Raw genomic sequence first — 15,772 nt, 5'->3', positions numbered from 1 at the left:
GTGTCCCCCTGTCCCAGGCTGTCCCCTTAGATCACACTGCGGTCGGCACGCCGATCGCCTCGGCGAGCCCGCTCGCCTCCGGCCGCATCGCCCGCGGCGCGTGCCGCCACAGATCCGCCGCCACAGACCGAGCCGACGGCGTGTACGCGACAGTCTCGGCGCCAATGTCGTACGCCATCTTCATCACGTGCAGCGCCGCCGTGCGATCACCCCGCTGCAGGTGCCCGCGGGCGACCTCGACCCACAGCCGCGCCCGCCGCTCACGCGAGGGCATCACGTCAGGGTCGATGTCGTCGGCGAGCCCGATCGCCCGCTGCGCCTTGCGCAGGTCGGTCGCCACGCTCACGGCGTGAAAGTCGACATTGGCGCGGCCGAACACGGTGCTCGGGTGCACGTACGAGGCGGGCAGACTCTTCGCGACCTGGTCGCCCTTGTCCCAGTACCGCCACGCGTCGCCCTCGCGGCCGTCGCGGGCGACGGTCACGGCGGCGTGCAGCTGCAGCGCTCCGTACACGCCCCGCCAGTCGTCGGGGGCATCGTCGAGGTGCGGGCGGATCACCTCGGACGCCTCGGTGACGATCCGCAGCGCCTCGTCGGGGTAACTCGTCTCCCGCAGGATGTTGCCCATGTTCCACGCGGCCGCAGCGATCGCGTCGGGCCGGTCCGCCTCTTGAGCAGCCGTCAGCGCACGGTCGGCGACGACCCACGCGAGTTCGGCCGGGGCGACGTACGCCGTCGCCTGCCCGGTGAGCCGGTAGATATCCGACAGGGCGACCAGGGCAGCACGCCGCTCAGCGCCGTCGAGGGCGCGCACCGCCGCCTCGCCGTCCCGGATCAAGTCCGGCAGCAGCGCCGTGACCTCGCTGCGGTTGTGCGCCGAGGTATGCCACAGCCGCCATGACTGGTCGACACGGCCCTGCAGCACAGCCGGATCGACCGGGCCCGTCGACGGTGCGGTCAGGGACAGCGGCCGGTTCATGACGGCGGCCCACACCGCAGGCAGGCCAGGATGGGTGAGCCGGCCGGTGGGCACCGGATGAGCGGCACCGTCATGGCAGCCGGTGATGACGGACAGGTCCGACACCTGCAGCGCGGCGCCGAGCCGCACGAGTAGATTGTAGGAGCGCAGTTCACGCTCGCCGCTTTCGATCTTCTTGAGCCAGTCGACGCCGCGGCCGCACATCTGCGCGAGCGCTGCTCTACTCAGTCCGCGAGACTCCCGCAGCACGCGGATTCGTTCACCTACGCTGAGCTCGTCCATGCGCGCTCCCTTGTAAGGCGATGCTGTATGGCCAGAGTACGGGCGGCGTCAACGGGCGCAGAACGCACGAGAGCGCCCCTGCCCGGCCGTGAGGCCAGACAGGGGCGCAGTGTCATGCGCTGCGGCGCCGCTCTGCGGGCAGCGCGAGCATGCTCGGCGTCGGGGACTCCGGCGGCGGGGCGCCGTCGCGGCGGCAGACGAGCGCGTCAGGATCCCACGAGGGAGCCTGCGGGCTGTACCCGTCCGGGCACGTCTGCCCGTCGCGGCCGTCCTTGCCGTCGGCGCCGTCCTTGCCTGCCGGCCCCGGCGGGCCGCTCGGGCCCGACGGCCCCTGCGGTCCTCCTAAAAGCGGGTGTCGCAGGTTCGAATCCTGCCGGGGGCACACTGCCGGGGACACAGAGAAAAAGCAGGCCGGAGGCCCTGCCGCCCACTCGGGTGGCAGGGCCTCCGGCTTCGAGAACATGCATGTGAGGAGCCCCTCAACCTACAAGTGCTGCTCCTATGGATTGACCACCAGAGCCCCGGTTCGGGCCATGTGCTTGATGGTGCGGGTGGCTACCGTCCAGCCGTTGGCCAGGGCGGTGGCGGCGATCAGTGCATCCGGTGGGTCGATGCTGGTGCCGGCAGCCTTGAGAGTCTTGTGGACCGTGAGGTAGGCGGCCGCTTCCGGTTCGCCGATCGACACGATGCGGCCGCTGTATTCCTGCCGTATCGCAGCAAGAGCTCGGGCATAGCGGGCCTGTCGTACGGGACCGGGGTGGCGGCTACCCTGCCCCGATCTCAGCGACGGTTATCACGCTCAGGAAGCGGTTGGGCCTGGCCGTGGATCGGAACCAGGCCATGACGCGCGGATCTGGTTCCGCCCGGGTGGTGAGTTCGGCGACGACATTGGTGTCGAGCAGGTGGATCACTCGGCGGCCGTCTGCTCATCGTTAGGAGCGAGCGCCGAACTCCAGACCCTCGAAGGGAGCGGAGAGCAGAAACTCCTCGAAGCCGTCGTTGCTCAGCGTCACCCAGCGGTGGAGCATCTGGGGCAGCGCCTCGATCTCCGTGTCGGCGAGCTCCGCGTCGAAGTGCCGACGCTGATCCTCGGGCAGAGACTCCCGGATGTCACGGATGGTCCGCAACGGATACGGCGACCGGGACGGCGGGTGGGGCACACCGCCGACTGTGGTCATCGGCATCCCCTCCGTACTGATCAGGTGGCGTAGCGCTGTTGATCCCAGGCTACGGTTCACGCCCGCCCGCTCACAGCTTTCGGGTCAGCTCATTTGGGGCCCAGTGCCGTCGTCGAACGCGACTCCACCGTGTCGCCGTGGGCGGCGCCGAGGCGGTGGTCGGTGGGGCGCGGTTTTCTCACGGTCGGGTAACGGCTGCATCACCGCGTCCGGCGGGCGGATAACCCCGTATCCGGACCGGTCGTTGAATGCGACATGACGACGTGGGAGGAAGAGAGGGCCGCCTCGGTCTCCGCCGGGCCGGGCGGCGCCGGCGGACTCCGCGACGACGGCGGCCGTCCCTGGAGCCGCGCGCTGCCGGTCCGCGGCGGCGGCGCGTGTGCGGGATCTGCGCGCAGGAGCGGTTGCCCGGCACCGCCGCCCCGGTGGCTGGACCGCGCGCGGTCGGTCATGGTGCCCTTCGCGGCGGTCACCGTGCTCACCGCGCTGGTCGTCGCCGGTCTCGTGGCCCAGCAGTAGCGGCGTCGGGCGTTGCGGAGTCCGCCGCGTTCGACGACGGCACTGGGCGACGGGGCGTCTCCGTGATCGGAGATCAGACCTTTGGACGGGCTCCGGTGGGCCTAGTAGGACTGCAGTTCCACCAGCGTGCCGTCCGGCGTCCTGAGGTGCGCGGTGCGCAGGCCGGGGCCCCACTCGGGGCGGTCCTGCGGCTCGGCGAGGACCGACGCGCCGTGTCCGCTCAGGCGGCGCGCCGCGTCGTCGACGTCGTCGACGCGCAGGACGAGCATCGCGGCGTCCTGGGCGGGCGCGGCCGACGGCAGGTCTCCGGTGCCGATGACCTGGGCGATGGCCTTGCGCGCGTACAGCACGAGGACGGCTTCGCCGTCCAGGTCCCAGTTGGCGTAGCCGACGGCGGGCACCACCTTGACGGGTTCGATGCCCAGCAGGTCGCGGAGCGCTTCGGTCCAGAAACGGGCCGCGGTGTCGAAGTCCTCGACGAGCAGCCGGGGATACAGGGCGTCCATGCGGTGATCGTATTCCCGCGCCGGGCCCGTCATCGGCGGAACGGCCGACTCCGCCCGACCAGGGCGGGATCGCGCCGAAGCGGACGCGACCGGTCTCTTCCCGGCCGTCTCACAGCCGGAGCACCGGAGCGGAAGGAGCCGAAGGAGCCGAGCCGGTCGAGGGTGAGGCCGGCCTCCGCGGTGGAGCGGACGGGGGTGTGGCTGCTCGCGTCGTCGGTCGGTCGGGCTGGTGTGGATGCGGCGTACGGTGGTGGCCCGGTCGGCGGTGAGGCAGAAGTCGGCGGACGTGGCGGTCCGGGAACGGAAAAGCCGGCGGCGCCGTTTCCGTGCGCCGCCGGCTGTGGAATTCAGGAATTCCCGAGATTCCGGTGCGCCCGCTCGTGGAGGGCGATTCCGGCGGACACGGAGACGTTGAGGGATTCGGCGGCGGGATTGATGGGGATGGCGACCGTGCTGGTGGAGATGCCCTCGAAGTCGCTGGAGGTGCCGGTTTTCTCGCTGCCGAAGAGGAGGGCGAGGCGTTCGTCGGCGGTGTGCAGGTCGCGGACGGAGAGATCACCGTGGGCGTCGAACGCGACGAGGCGCAGGCCGCTTTCGCGGAAATAGGCCGTGGCCTCGGCGCGGGAGGCGAGGACGATGGGCAGCGAGAAGACGTAGCCGCGGCTCGCGCGCACCAGGCGCCGGTCGGCGATGCTGGTCAGGTCACTGTCGACGAGGACGATGCCGGCGGCGCCGAGGGCGAAGGACGTCCGGACGATCGCGCCGATGTTGCCGACGATCTTCACGCCGTCCAGGACGACGACGTCGCCCGTGGAGCGGTCCAGGTCGGTCAGGCGGCACGGCCTGGGAACGCGGGCGATGCCGAACGCCTTGGGCCTTTTGTCGGTCTTGAAGATCTGGTTGACGATCGAGGACTCGATCAGACGCACGGGAATTCCTCGCTGTTCACAGGCGGCGAGGAGGTCCTGCGGAAAAGGAACCGTGTCGATGCCGTAGACCTCGAGGAAGTCCAGCCCTGCGCGAATGCACTGCAGAAGGGGCTCCGGGTCTTCGATCAGCGCCGTTTTGATGACAGAACGAGAATGCTTCGTGACGTCGATGATTCGCTGTACGGCGGGATCGGATTTCCCGGTGATGACGTCAAGGCTGGTCATGACGGAACTTTAGCACGCGCAATATCGCGGTCTTCGCGCGGTCTTCGCGCGGCCTTCGCGCGGCCTTCGCGCGGCCTTCGCGCGGTCGGGGCGCCGGTGGGACATCGGTAGGACATCGGTGAGGTGCCGGTGTGACACCGGTCAGGCAGCAGTCGGTCAGGTGTCGGTCGTCGGACGTCAGTCGCCGGCGGGTCCGACGGGGCCTGCGAGGCCCGCGGCGGCCGCCGCACCCGGTGCCGCCTCCGCTGCCGCGGGCAAAGCGGCACGGCCGGCCCGCAGCCCCCGGGCCAGGCACCCGGTCGTCGCCACCGACGCGGCCGCCATCGCCGTCATCGCCCAAGCGGGGGAGGTGAGTTGGGCGAGCGTGCCCGCCGCCGCCGCGCTCAGCCCCTGCGCCGTGAGCATGCCGGAGGAGTGCAACCCCAGGGCGTGGCCGCCGAGTTCGTCGGGGACCAGGGCCATCAGGTGCTCCTGCTGCAGCAGGCTCGCCCCGAAGCCGACCGACGCCACGGCGACGAGGGCGGCGGCCGCGGGCAGCGGCGGGCGGAGGAAGAAGCCGAGGTAGGGGGCGGCGAGGAGCAGCAGGAGCGGAACGGGCAGGCGGCGCCTGAGGGCCGGCGGCAGGAGGCGGCCGACGGTGACGTCGCCGGTGAACATGCCGAGGGCCGCGCAGGCGAACAGGGTGCCGGCCGCGTCGGGGGCGTAGGAGACGTACAGGGATTCGCAGCCGACGACCAGGCCGTTGGGGAGCCAGAGGGCGAGGTAGAGCAGGCGGCGGGGGCGGGAGGACCACAGCAGGGCGTTGGTGCGCCAGGTCGCGCGCGGGGAGGGGCGGCCGGTGACGCGGGGCGGGCGGGCCGTGAGGCCCAGGCGGGTGCCGGCGCCGGCCAGCAGGTACAGGGCGGTGGAGACCAGCAGCGCGGGGCGCGGGGTCAGGGCCGCGACGAGAGCGGCGCCGGTGGCGTAACCGGCCACCTGCGTCAGGCCGTTCACGATGTTGAAGAGGGAGCGGCCGAGCAGGTGGCCGTCCCGGGGCAGGATCTCCGTCAGCAGGCCCCAGCGCACACCTCCGCCGAGCGAGGCCGCCAGGCCCAGCAGCAGGACGACGGCAAAGACGCCGCCGACGGGCAGGGCGGGCAGCGCCAGTACGGCCGTGCCGGCCGCGAAGGCAAGCGCGACGCCCGTCAGGGCCGCCCGCGGCGGGAGCCGGTCCGCCGCCGACAGCAGGGTGGCCGCGCCGGCCACCTGGGCGAGCGACGGGCCGAACATGCTCAGCGCGGACAGCAGCGGCGAGTCGGTGGCCCGGTACACGAGTGTGCCCAGCGCCAGTCCGCTCACCGTCTGCGCGGCCGTGTGGGCCGCGCCGGACAGGAACAGCGGGGTGAACTCGGGGGTGCGGAACAGGTCCTGGTAGCTGCGCATGCCGCGGAGTCTGCGGCGGGGCGGACCGGGGCCGTTAAGGTTTCGCGCAGGCGCGAAAGGCGGCCCCGAAGCCGTGGGACCGGTGATCCTGGGAGCGGCACAAGCGAAGGGGGGACGGGGAGTTGGGCTGGTGGCAGGTCAACGCCGACACCCTCGCGGGCAGCCGGTTCGTGCTCTCCCCGTACGCCGAGACCTTCGCGTGCCTGAAGCTGCTGCACGCCGGGGTCGCCGCGCACCCCGGGGAACGGGCCTGGCTGGCGGCGCACCTGCCCGCCTACCGCGCCCGTCTCGCGGCCGATCCCGTCACCGCGCTGCTCGTCGGGGCCGGGCTGGGGCGGGAGTGGATCGCCGACTTCCTCACCCCCACCCCGCGCGACGGCGAGACGTTCGAGGAGGCGCTCGCCCAGGTGCGGTCCGCGGCGCCCGCCGACGTCCGCGCCCACCTGCGGCTCTCCCTCACCGGCCCGCTGCCCGCCGCGCTGCGTGACCGCACCGACCTGGCCGAGCGGGCGGCCGGGCTGCTGGAGTACGTCTGGACGCGGGCCGTACGGCCGTACTGGCCGCGCCGGCGGCACGTGCTGGAGGCCGACGTGCTGGCCCGGACCACGCAGGTGGGCCGCGAGGGCTGGGCCGCGGTGCTGGGCACCCTGCGGCCGGGGACGCGCTGGCTGGGCGGCAACCGCTTCCAGGTCAACCTGCAGGAGTATCCGCCGCGCGAGGTCTCCGGCGCCGAACTCGTCCTGGTGCCGGTCACCCCGCAGCGGCACGGCTGGGTGTCCTGGGACCCCGCCGGGAGCCGCTACGCCCTCGTCTACCCGTGCGCGGGCGTCCTCGCCGACCCCGGCGGCGCCCGTGCCGACCGCGGTCTCGGTCCCCTCCTCGGCCGCAACCGGGCCGCGCTCCTGGTCCTGCTCGGCTCCCCGCTGACCACCACCCAGCTCACCGCCGTCACCGGCCAGTCCCTCGGCTCGGTCGGACGGCACCTGAAGGTACTGCGCGAGGCGGGGCTCGTGACGCGGCGCCGGGCGGGGCGCGCGGTGCTGTACGCGCGGACGGCGGCCGGGGACGTGCTGGTCGGGGCGGGTACGGCGGGGCAGGCCGACCGGGGCGAACCCGGCGGAGCGGGTGCGGCGGGGCAGGCCGACCGGGGCGAACCCGGCGGAGCGGGTGCGGCGGGGCAGGCCGGCCGGGGCGAACCCGGCGGAGCGGGTGCGGCGGGGCAGGCCGGCCGAGGCGGACCCGGCGGAGCGGGTGCGGCGGGGCAGGCCGGCCGGGGCGCACCCGGCGGGGCGGATACGACGGGGGCTAGCATCCGCCCATGACCACAGCTGACACCAACGCCGCCTCCCCCCTCGACGTCGAGATCGGCGCCCTGCGGGGCGGTCCGGCCGATCTGAAGCAGTACGCGGGCAAGGTCGTCCTCGTCGTGAACGTCGCCTCCCGGTGCGGGCTGACCCCGCAGTACGCCGGGCTGGAGCGGCTGCACGAGCGGTACGCGCAGCGCGGGTTCACCGTGCTGGGCGTACCGTGCAACCAGTTCCTCGGGCAGGAGCCGGGCAGCGCCGAGGAGATCGCCGAGTTCTGCTCGGCGACGTACGGCGTGACCTTCCCGATGACCGAGAAGATCGAGGTGAACGGGGAGGGCCGGCACCCGCTGTACGAGCGCCTGACCGGCTTCGCCGACGCCGAGGGGCACAGCGGCGACATCCGCTGGAACTTCGAGAAGTTCCTCATCGGCCGGGACGGCGCGGTCGTCGCCCGCTTCTCCCCGCAGACCGACCCGGAGGCGCCGGAGCTGGTGGCGGCCGTCGAGAAGGCGCTCGGGTAGCGCGGCACGGCGGCGGCTCGACCGGGCGGACCTGTCTCTGCCCCCGCCCCGCCCCTGCTCCTGTTCCTGGGCAGGGGCGGGCGTCTTCGCCGCCGAGTGAGGGCCGGGGCGGGCTCGGGGCGGACGGCCGTGCGGGCCCGGGGATGCCGGCCCCCGGCGTGCGGGTCAGGGGCGAGTCGGCGTCGCCGGGGCCCGCCCCTCCCCCTTCTCCCCCTTCCCTCCCGTTTCTTCCTCGCCTCGGTTCACTTCAGCTCGTCCGGGCACGGTGTGCCGCGCGGCAGGCGGTACGGCGCGGCCAGGCGGTACGTGCCCGCGCGGGGCGCCAGGAGCGTCGTCCACTTGTCGCCCTTGGCGTCCTCGGGGGTTTCCATGAGGCAGCCGTTGGGGTTGACGTAGGACTTCGGGGCGCCGTCGGGGCGGTGCTTGGACGCCTCGGTCTCCCGCGGGGGTTCGACGCTCTTGCCCTGGGCGTCGACGAGGCCCAGCCACGGGGAGTAGGGGACGCGGATCAGGACGCGGCCGGGCTGCTTGACCTCGATGACGAGTTCGCCCTGCTCGGCGCGGTCCACGGTGGCGGGCGGGTCGGCCAGCGGGGTGGGGTCGGTGACGCGGAAGAGCTGCCAGTTGGCGTCGCCCCAGATCTGCTGGAGGTAGGGCAGGCCGCGCTGCACGAGGGCGCGTTCGCGCACGCCGCCGTCGCCGTCGGGTTCGCCCTTGGGCAGGACGACGAAGTGGACGGCCCACCGCTTGAGCCACTCGTGGTAGTTCGCGGAGTTGAGGGTGTCGTCGTAGAAGAGCGGGTTGCGTTCCATGTCGGCCTGGCGGTTCCAGCCCCGCGCGAGGTTGACGTACGGGGCCAGGGCGGACGCCTCGCGGTGGGAGCGGGCCGGGACCACCTCGACGCGGCCCTTGTCGGCGTCGGCCTTCTGCAACTGGTTGACGAGCGGCGCCAGCTCGCGCGACCAGGACGCGGCCGGCGCGGTGCGCACGATGTCGTCGACCGACTTCACGCCGATCCAGACGACGAAGCCGGTGCAGGCCAGCACGCACAGGTACCACCGGCGCGAGCGCGGCGCCAGGAACGGCAGCGCCGCCACCAGCACCACTCCGGCGAACAGCATCGCCAGCCGCGTGATGTTCGAGCCGATCTGGGAGCTGATCAGCCACACCAGCACCACGGACAGGCCGTAGACCCCGGAGGTGAGCCGGACCGTCCGCCAGTCGCGCGGCACCAGGACGCACACGAGGACCGCGTACAGCAGCGGCAGGATCACGGAGGCGAACGTCATCGGCTGCGTGCCGGAGAACGGGAACAGCCACGCCGACAGCGCCACCACCGCGGTCGGCGCGAGGCCCAGCGCCCACGCGCCCGGCCGCCGCCGCTGCAGGAACAGCGCCACCGCCACCAGGCCGGTGAACAGCCCCGCCACCGGCGACGCCATCGTCGCCAGCGCCGCCAGCAGCGCCGCGCACAGCGCCTTCGCCCACCGCTTGTACCGCCACCGGTGCGGCCAGCAGAACACCGCCGCCACCGCGCCCAGCGCGAACATCGTGCCCAGGCCGAACGTCACCCGGCCCGACAGCGCGTTGCAGATCAGCCCGAACAGGCCCGCCAGCGCCGCCCACAGCGGGTTGCGCACCGCCCTGCTGCGCATCAGGACCAGCGTCAGCAGGCCCGCCGAGGCCGTCCCGGCGATCATCATGGTGGTGCGGACGCCCAGGACCGACATCAGATACGGCGACACCACGCTGTAGGACACCGGGTGCATGCCGCCGTACCAGGCGAGGTTGTACGCCGAGTCGGGGTGCCGGCCGACGAACTCCGCCCACGCGTCCTGCGCCGCCAGGTCACCCCCGCTGTTCGCGAGCGTGAAGAACCAGGCGAGGTGGAGGAGGGCGGCGGCGACGGTGACGGACAGCACCGGATGGCGCAGCATGCGCGCGCGCAGGGCGAGGACGGCGCGCCGCGGGGTGGGACGGACGGTGGGACGGACCGTGCCGGCGGCGGCGCGGCGGGGCGCATCGGTGAGGCCGCCGGGCGCATCGGCGGGATGCCGGAGTGCATCAGCGGGGCCGTGGGGCGGGGCGTCATCGGCGTGCGCGGACCGGCGGGACGGTGCCGAGGACGCCGCCGACGGCGAGGACGGCGAGGACACCGACGCCGGCGGCGACACCGGCGGCGGCGCGGGTGGCCGGGACGGCTTGGGCAGCCCGGACGGCCGTATTCGCGGGCCGGTTCCCGGGCCCGGATCGGCGTTGTCGGCGCGTGTCGGCTCCGCTGTGGCCACCTGAAGGCACTCCCCGTGTCCCGTCTTCTGTTCTCCGCCGGGTCGCCTGCCGGTTTTCCGGTCGGCCCCGCGCGGACGGCCGGCGCGTCCCCCGCACACGGCGACCTGCCCCGTTTCGTGACGCTAGCACGCGCCCCGCCGGGGAACCTCCGGGGTGGGCCCCGGTGGGCTCCCGCGACGGGGCGTACGCGGGGCCGGGCGATACGGCGGGCCCGCGTGACGGCCGACGCGGCCAGTGCGGCCGGTGCCGGTGCGGCCGGTGCCGGTGCGGTCGGCGCGGTCGGCGCGGTCGCGTCAGGCGCTGCGGTCGCGTCAGGCGATGCGGGTGAGCCTGGCCGTGAAGCCCGGCTCGGACAGGTCCTGCTGCAGGGCCACCGGGACCTCGACCGCGCCGCCGGAGCCGTCGCCGACGGTGAGCGTGCCCACCCGCGCGCCGGCCTTGGCGGAGTGCGGCACGTCACCGGCGTCGAACGACAGCTTCACCTTCAGGCCCGACCAGCCGACCGCCGTGACGTCCTTGGTGACGACGACCGGCGTCCGCCCGCCGAGCCGGTCGTCGACGTAGCCGACGACGGTGCCCTTCTTGACGATCTTCTCCGAGGTCAGGGCGTCCTGCGCGGCGAGCATCGCGGTCTTGCTGACGTTGTTGACCGTGTCAAGGATCGACGGCCCCTTGTGCTGGCCGAGCACGGCGCCGACGACGGTGACCGTCTCGCCGCCGACCTCCTTGGTGGCGGCGAAAAGCAGGTTGCCGCCGGCCTTGGTGGTGGTGCCGGTCTTGATGCCGATGGCGCCGTTGAAGGGGACGAGGCGGTTGTAGTTCGTCCAGGTGTGACCGGAGGGGTCCTTCCAGTTGGGCAACTTGGTGATGTCCATGAGCGCCGGGATCTTCACCAGCTCGTTGCCGAGCTTCACCTGGTCCTCGGCGGTGGAGACGGTGGTCTCCGTCAGGCCGGAGGGGTCGGTGTAGGTGGTGTTCGTCATGCCCAGCCGCTTGGCGGTGGCGTTCATCTTCTTCACGAACGCCGCCTCCGAGCCCGCGTCCCAGCGCGCGAGCAGCCGCGCGATGTTGTTGGCAGACGGGATCATGACGGCCGCCAGGGCCTGCTTCTCGGTGATCAGGTCGCCCTTCTTGACGGTGTTGAGGGTGGACTCGTTGTACTTGTCGTATCCGCCCTCCTTCTCCGCCTTCGCGTCGACCGTGATCTTCGGGCCTTCCTCACCCGGCTTCAACGGGTGGTCCTTGAGGATGATGTACGCCGTCATGGACTTGGCGACCGAGCCGATCGGCACCGGGGTCTGCTTGCCGAAGTGGTCCATCGTGCCGATGCCCTGGACGTCCATCCAGCCCTGGCCCTCGTCGGACCACGGCAGGGAGACCTTGCTGCCCTTGAACTGGTACGAGTCGCTCGCGGTCAGCGTCAGGCCCGGCGCCGGCAGCGGGCGCACCGCCTGCACGATCACGAACACGATCGCCAGCAGCACCACCAGCGGCGACCAGATCTTGATGCGGCGCAGCAGCGTGCGCAGCGGGGTCGGCGGGGGCGGCGGGGTGTTCGTCAGCTCCGCCAGCAGGTCCAGCGGCGGCTTCGGCGGCAGCGGCTGCTGCGTCGTCCGCTCCGGGCCGACCTGTGGGACGGGCCTCGTCGCGTCCGCGGGGACCTGCGGGACGGGACGGGTGGCGTCGTCGGGCCGGGAACGCCCGGGCGCCGCCGTTCCCGCGGAGGCGGAGGCGGAAGCGGCGGTGGATGGGGGGGCGGAGGCGGCCGGGGGCGCGGCGGGGGTGCGCGGCTTGCGGACCTCCGGGTCGTCCAGCGACTTCAGCGCGACGAACTTGCTGGTGCGCTCGGCGTCGGACTCGGAGCCGGGCTTCGGGTCCTTCGCACCCTTCGCGTCCTTCGCGCCCTTCGCGTCCTGCGGGTCCTTCGCGTCCGGCTCGGGCGTCGGCTTGGTGTCCGACTTGGACGTCGGCTCGGTGCCCGGCTTCGGCTCGGGCTCGGCGTCCGGGCGGGTGCCGGGCTTCACGGCGCCCTTGGGGGCCTCGCCCTTCGTCGGCACGTCCTTCGCCGGCGCGTCCTTTGCAGTCGCGTCCTTCGCAGTCGCGTCCTTCGCAGTCGCGTCCTTCGCGGCGGCGTCCTTCGCGGCGGGCCCGCGCCCGGTGTTGCCGCCCAGCTTCAGCATCGTCGTCGGCTGGTCGACGGCAGGCTTGGACGCGCCGCCCAGCTTGAGCATGGTGGTGGGCTGGTCGACGGCGGGACGGTCGCCGGGCTTCGGGGCGCCGGTCTTCGGCGCATCGGACTTCGGTGCCTCGGGCTTCGCCGCTTCCGGCTTCGGGGTGTCCGTGGGCTCGTCGGTCTCGACGGCGTCCTCGGCGTCCTCGGCTTCCTCCACCTCCTCGGCGCCCTTCGCGTCCTCGGCGCCCTTCGCGTCCTCGGCGTCCGTGGAATCCTTGGCCCTCTCGGGGCCGGAGGACCCCTTGCCGGCCGTACGGGCGCTCTCCTGGGCCTTCTGGGCCCCCTGTGGGGCTTCCTCGGCCTCCTCGGCGTCACGGACGTCCCCGTCCGCCTCCTCGGCCGCCTCCGGGCCCCCCAGCCCGTCCTCGGCCTTCCGGGCCTCCTGGGTCTCCCGGGTCTCCCGGACGCCGTCACGGCCGGCCGACGCACGCTCGGACGCCCCCGAGACGTCCGTGTCGCCCGTGTCGCCCGTGTCGTCCGAGGCCCCTTCGGAGCCGTCCGACGAAGCTCCCTCGGGAGCCTCGTCGGGAGTCTCGCCGGGAGACTCCTCGGAAGCCTCGCCCGAAGCCTCCCCGGACTCCTCCCCGGAAGCCTCCTCGGGCTCCTCCCGGGAAGCCGTTTTTGCGGTCTTCCGCGCCGGCACCGTGAGCACCCGCGTCGCGGTGTCCGCACCGCCGCGGGCCCCGGACGTGCCGGACGCCGCCGTCCCGGACTCCCGCGCCACCGCGAGCCGGGGGTCGCGGCTCTCGCGGGGCTCGCCGCCTGCCTCGGGAACCGGACCCGCACTCCCCGACGTCGTTCGTGCCGACGACTCGCGCTGCCTGGCCCTGTCGGGGGACTCGCCCGCCACCGATGCCTCCTCCTCGCGCCGCACGCTCCGGCGTGCGGCTAGCCGACCAACCGTTGAATCCAAGTGAATCCGGGCCCGGACGATGATCCGTACCGCTGCCGGAACCATGTACCAGTGTCCTGTGTGCGGGCCTAACTCAAGCGGAACCCAGTCGGTAGACGAGAACGACATACCTGCCGGTTCCCTCACGAACCGGTCACGCACCCTCGACAGACCAATGTGAGAGGGGTCACCCTGTCATTCATCCACGCGGGGAGGCATGGATGGGCAGGAGCCGCAGAACACTTCCGGAGGAGCTTCTGCTGCTGGCACTGGACCCGGCCACGGGTACCACTGCGCAGCCGCAGTCGCTCGACCTCGGTCTGGCCGGAGCGCAGCTGGTCGAGCTGGCGCTGGCCGGACGGATAGCCCCAGACGGGGATCGTATCGCCGTGGTCGTGCCACGGCCGACAGGAGATCCGACGCTGGACCACGCGCTGGAGCTGCTGCGCCGGCGCGGCGCCCCGGTGCGCGCGGTCCACTGGATCGGCGGACCCCGCCTCGGGCTCCGCCAGACGTACCTGTCGCACCTGGAGAGGTGCGGCATGGTGCAGGCCGTGGAGAGCCAGATGTGCGGGGTCCTTCCGACCACGCGCTACCAGGCGACGGACACCGCCATCAGCCGGGAGATCAGGGCCCGGCTGGATTCCGCGATCCGCACCGGCGTGCCGCCGGACCCGCGGACCGCGGCGCTCGCCGCCCTGGCGCACGCGGTCGGCCTCGGCAAGCACCTGTATCCGGGCAACGAGGGACGCTCGTCCCGTTCCCGGCTGCGGGACCTCATCAGGCACGACCCCATGGGCGGCCTGGTGGCGCACGCCGTGATGGACGTCCAGAACGGCGTGGCGGCCCAGCCGCGCCGTGCCCCCGCCCCGGCCGGCCGCCCGGCCGCCGCCGGAGCCAGGTCCGCGGCGGGCAACGCCGGCGGCGTTCCGCTGCAGCCGCGCCGCGGCCCCGTGGCCGCGCGCGCCGCAGCCCACCGCTGAGCAGCGACCGCGTCCCGCCGCCGAGCGGCAGGGGCAGCAGGAGCAGCAGGAGCCACAGGAGCGGGGCAGCGGGCGGAGACGGCACGGCACGAGCGCGACACGAGCGCGACGCGTGCCGCCCTACGGCGGCGCCGCGCGCCCAGACCCGGTACCGGGAGCCGCTGGTCCGAGCGGGGTGAAGAGGTCGTACGCCCTCTTCACCCCGCTCGGCGTGCGCGCGGCCGGGTCCACCCGCGATCCGCGAGCCGGTCCCGGCGCCCCGTCGGCCCGTCGGCCCGGCGCCCCGTCGGCCCGGCGGCCCGGCGGCCCGGCGGCCCGGCGGCCCGGAGCGGCGCGCGACAGCCGCACATCCGCTGTTTTCCAGCGGCGGGAAGCACCTTGGTGGCAGTCTGCTCAGCAGCAGATACGCATAGTGGCAAGTCGAGGCACGCAGCCGGAGGTGCACGTTCCGTGGCGTCCAATGTCAACCCCACCGTCAGGCGACGCCGGCTGGGCCAGGAGCTGCGCAGGCTCCGTGAGGCCAAGGGCATGACGGCGGAGCAGGTGGCGGAGCGGCTGCTGGTGTCGCAGTCGAAGATCAGCCGGTTGGAGAACGGCCGGCGCAGCATCAGTCAGCGCGACGTGCGCGACCTGTGCAACGTCTACGAGGTCGAGGACCAGCGGGTCGTCGAGTCGCTGATGCAGATGGCGAAGGACTCGCGGCAGCAGGGCTGGTGGCACGCCTTCAAAGACGTGCCGTACAGCGTCTACATCGGCCTGGAGACGGACGCGGCGAGCCTGCGCGTGTACGACCCGCAGGTCGTGCCGGGGCTGCTGCAGACCCGCACCTACGCCGAGGCACTCATCACCGGTGCCCTGCCGGAGGCGCCGCAGGCCGAGATCGAGAAGCGGGTGCAGGTGCGCATGCGCCGGCAGGAACGCATCACCACCAGCGACAACCCCCTGCGGCTGTGGGCGGTGATCGACGAGGCGGCGGTGCGCCGTGAGGTCGGCAGCCGGCAGATCATGATCGAGCAGCTTGCGCACCTGCTGGAGATGTCGCAACTCCCGCACGTCACCGTGCAGTTGCTGCCGTTCTCGATGGGCGCGCACCCGGGGGTCAGCGGGCAGTACGCGATCCTGGAGTTCCCCGACGCGGCCGACTCCAGCGTCGTCTACATCGAGGGCGTCACCAGCGACCTGTACCTGGAGAAGCCGCACGACGTGCAGAAGTACAGCGTGATGTACGAGCACCTGCGCGCCCAGGCGCTGGGCGCCGACCAGACGCGGGAGTTCCTGGCGCGGGTGGCGAAGGACTACGCGGACGAGCCCGCGGGGTGAGGACCGGCGCCGACAGCCGCACAAACGGCGGAAGATACACCATTATGCGCCTTGCTGGGAAGACCCACCCGGAATATGCCATCCGGTCGGGTGAATAGTCGCTCCGGACGCCGAGAGTGGCGAGTAGCGTCGATCACGCCATCACGGCAACAACGCCGACGCAAAAGCATCTCGGCGTTCAGCAATT

General features: G+C 73.0%; 13 protein-coding genes. 5 read left to right on the top strand and 8 right to left on the bottom strand.

The genetic code is table 11. The features are described from left to right. Positions 1–31: 31 nt before the first annotated feature. The 3 genes from IE225_RS24975 to IE225_RS24965 form a co-directional block, all read right to left on the bottom strand. Complete coding sequence (locus tag IE225_RS24975) at positions 32–1,261, bottom strand: helix-turn-helix domain-containing protein (protein ID WP_190059852.1); 1,230 nt, start codon at positions 1,259–1,261, stop codon at positions 32–34. A gap of 499 nt (positions 1,262–1,760) precedes the next feature. Beyond that, positions 1,761–1,946: a PIN domain-containing protein gene (locus tag IE225_RS33460; protein WP_229880010.1), complete on the bottom strand. Its 186-nt coding sequence runs from the start codon at positions 1,944–1,946 to the stop codon at positions 1,761–1,763. Positions 1,947–2,193: 247 nt separating this feature from the next. Continuing rightward, on the bottom strand, positions 2,194–2,439 hold the full coding sequence (locus tag IE225_RS24965; protein WP_190059851.1) for a hypothetical protein: 246 nt from the start codon (positions 2,437–2,439) through the stop codon (positions 2,194–2,196). Positions 2,440–2,694: 255 nt separating this feature from the next. Here IE225_RS24965 and IE225_RS24960 point away from each other — a divergent pair, with 255 nt between their 5' ends. Further along, positions 2,695–2,958 carry a hypothetical protein gene (locus tag IE225_RS24960; RefSeq protein ID WP_190059850.1) on the top strand — a complete coding sequence of 88 codons (264 nt, stop codon included), beginning with the start codon at positions 2,695–2,697 and terminating at the stop codon, positions 2,956–2,958. Between the two features lie 101 nt (positions 2,959–3,059). Here IE225_RS24960 and IE225_RS24955 read toward each other — a convergent pair whose 3' ends face one another. The 3 genes from IE225_RS24955 to IE225_RS24945 form a co-directional block, all read right to left on the bottom strand. After that, the gene (locus IE225_RS24955; RefSeq protein WP_190059849.1) at positions 3,060–3,464 is read right to left on the bottom strand and encodes a VOC family protein; all 405 of its coding nucleotides are present in this window, start codon (positions 3,462–3,464) and stop codon (positions 3,060–3,062) included. A gap of 347 nt (positions 3,465–3,811) precedes the next feature. Then, on the bottom strand, positions 3,812–4,618 hold the full coding sequence (gene nshR / locus IE225_RS24950) for an NshR/TsnR family 23S rRNA methyltransferase (RefSeq protein ID WP_190059848.1): 807 nt from the start codon (positions 4,616–4,618) through the stop codon (positions 3,812–3,814). A 177-nt stretch (positions 4,619–4,795) separates the two neighbouring features. Then, complete coding sequence (locus tag IE225_RS24945) at positions 4,796–6,040, bottom strand: MFS transporter (protein ID WP_190059847.1); 1,245 nt, start codon at positions 6,038–6,040, stop codon at positions 4,796–4,798. A gap of 122 nt (positions 6,041–6,162) precedes the next feature. Between IE225_RS24945 and IE225_RS24940 the strand changes: the two genes are divergently transcribed. Then, a complete protein-coding gene (locus IE225_RS24940) occupies positions 6,163–7,362 on the top strand; it encodes an ArsR/SmtB family transcription factor (RefSeq protein WP_190059846.1) in 1,200 nt (399 codons plus the stop codon). Further along, on the top strand, positions 7,359–7,868 hold the full coding sequence (locus tag IE225_RS24935) for a glutathione peroxidase (RefSeq protein ID WP_229880009.1): 510 nt from the start codon (positions 7,359–7,361) through the stop codon (positions 7,866–7,868). The genes IE225_RS24940 and IE225_RS24935 overlap by 4 nt, the downstream gene beginning before the upstream one ends. Positions 7,869–8,110: 242 nt before the next feature. Here IE225_RS24935 and IE225_RS24930 read toward each other — a convergent pair whose 3' ends face one another. Then, on the bottom strand, positions 8,111–10,156 hold the full coding sequence (locus IE225_RS24930) for a DUF8823 domain-containing protein (RefSeq protein ID WP_190059845.1): 2,046 nt from the start codon (positions 10,154–10,156) through the stop codon (positions 8,111–8,113). 312 nt (positions 10,157–10,468) lie between these two features. After that, positions 10,469–13,240 carry a D-alanyl-D-alanine carboxypeptidase gene (locus IE225_RS24925; RefSeq protein ID WP_229880007.1) on the bottom strand — a complete coding sequence of 924 codons (2,772 nt, stop codon included), beginning with the start codon at positions 13,238–13,240 and terminating at the stop codon, positions 10,469–10,471. A gap of 263 nt (positions 13,241–13,503) precedes the next feature. On the opposite strand from IE225_RS24925, the gene IE225_RS24920 reads away from it, so the two are divergent. After that, entirely contained in the window at positions 13,504–14,265 is a 762-nt protein-coding gene (locus tag IE225_RS24920; protein ID WP_190059843.1) for a GOLPH3/VPS74 family protein, read from the top strand. Between the two features lie 450 nt (positions 14,266–14,715). Then, positions 14,716–15,585, top strand: coding sequence for a helix-turn-helix domain-containing protein (locus IE225_RS24915; protein WP_190059842.1), 870 nt, complete (start codon positions 14,716–14,718; stop codon positions 15,583–15,585). Positions 15,586–15,772 lie beyond the last annotated feature (187 nt).

The sequence above is a fragment of the Streptomyces echinoruber genome, assembly GCF_014651135.1.
GTDB lineage: Bacteria > Actinomycetota > Actinomycetes > Streptomycetales > Streptomycetaceae > Streptomyces > Streptomyces echinoruber.
Note: the sequence above shows the minus strand (reverse complement) of the source record. Positions and strands in the feature narration are given on the sequence as shown.

Coding starts and splice junctions, on each gene's coding strand:
- IE225_RS24975 (WP_190059852.1), bottom strand. CDS start 1,261: ATGGACGAGCTCAGCGTAGGTGAACGAATCCGCGTGCTGCGGGAGTCT.
- IE225_RS24965 (WP_190059851.1), bottom strand. CDS start 2,439: ATGACCACAGTCGGCGGTGTGCCCCACCCGCCGTCCCGGTCGCCGTAT.
- IE225_RS24960 (WP_190059850.1), top strand. CDS start 2,695: ATGACGACGTGGGAGGAAGAGAGGGCCGCCTCGGTCTCCGCCGGGCCG.
- IE225_RS24955 (WP_190059849.1), bottom strand. CDS start 3,464: ATGGACGCCCTGTATCCCCGGCTGCTCGTCGAGGACTTCGACACCGCG.
- nshR (WP_190059848.1), bottom strand. CDS start 4,618: ATGACCAGCCTTGACGTCATCACCGGGAAATCCGATCCCGCCGTACAG.
- IE225_RS24945 (WP_190059847.1), bottom strand. CDS start 6,040: ATGCGCAGCTACCAGGACCTGTTCCGCACCCCCGAGTTCACCCCGCTG.
- IE225_RS24935 (WP_229880009.1), top strand. CDS start 7,359: ATGACCACAGCTGACACCAACGCCGCCTCCCCCCTCGACGTCGAGATC.
- IE225_RS24920 (WP_190059843.1), top strand. CDS start 13,504: ATGGGCAGGAGCCGCAGAACACTTCCGGAGGAGCTTCTGCTGCTGGCA.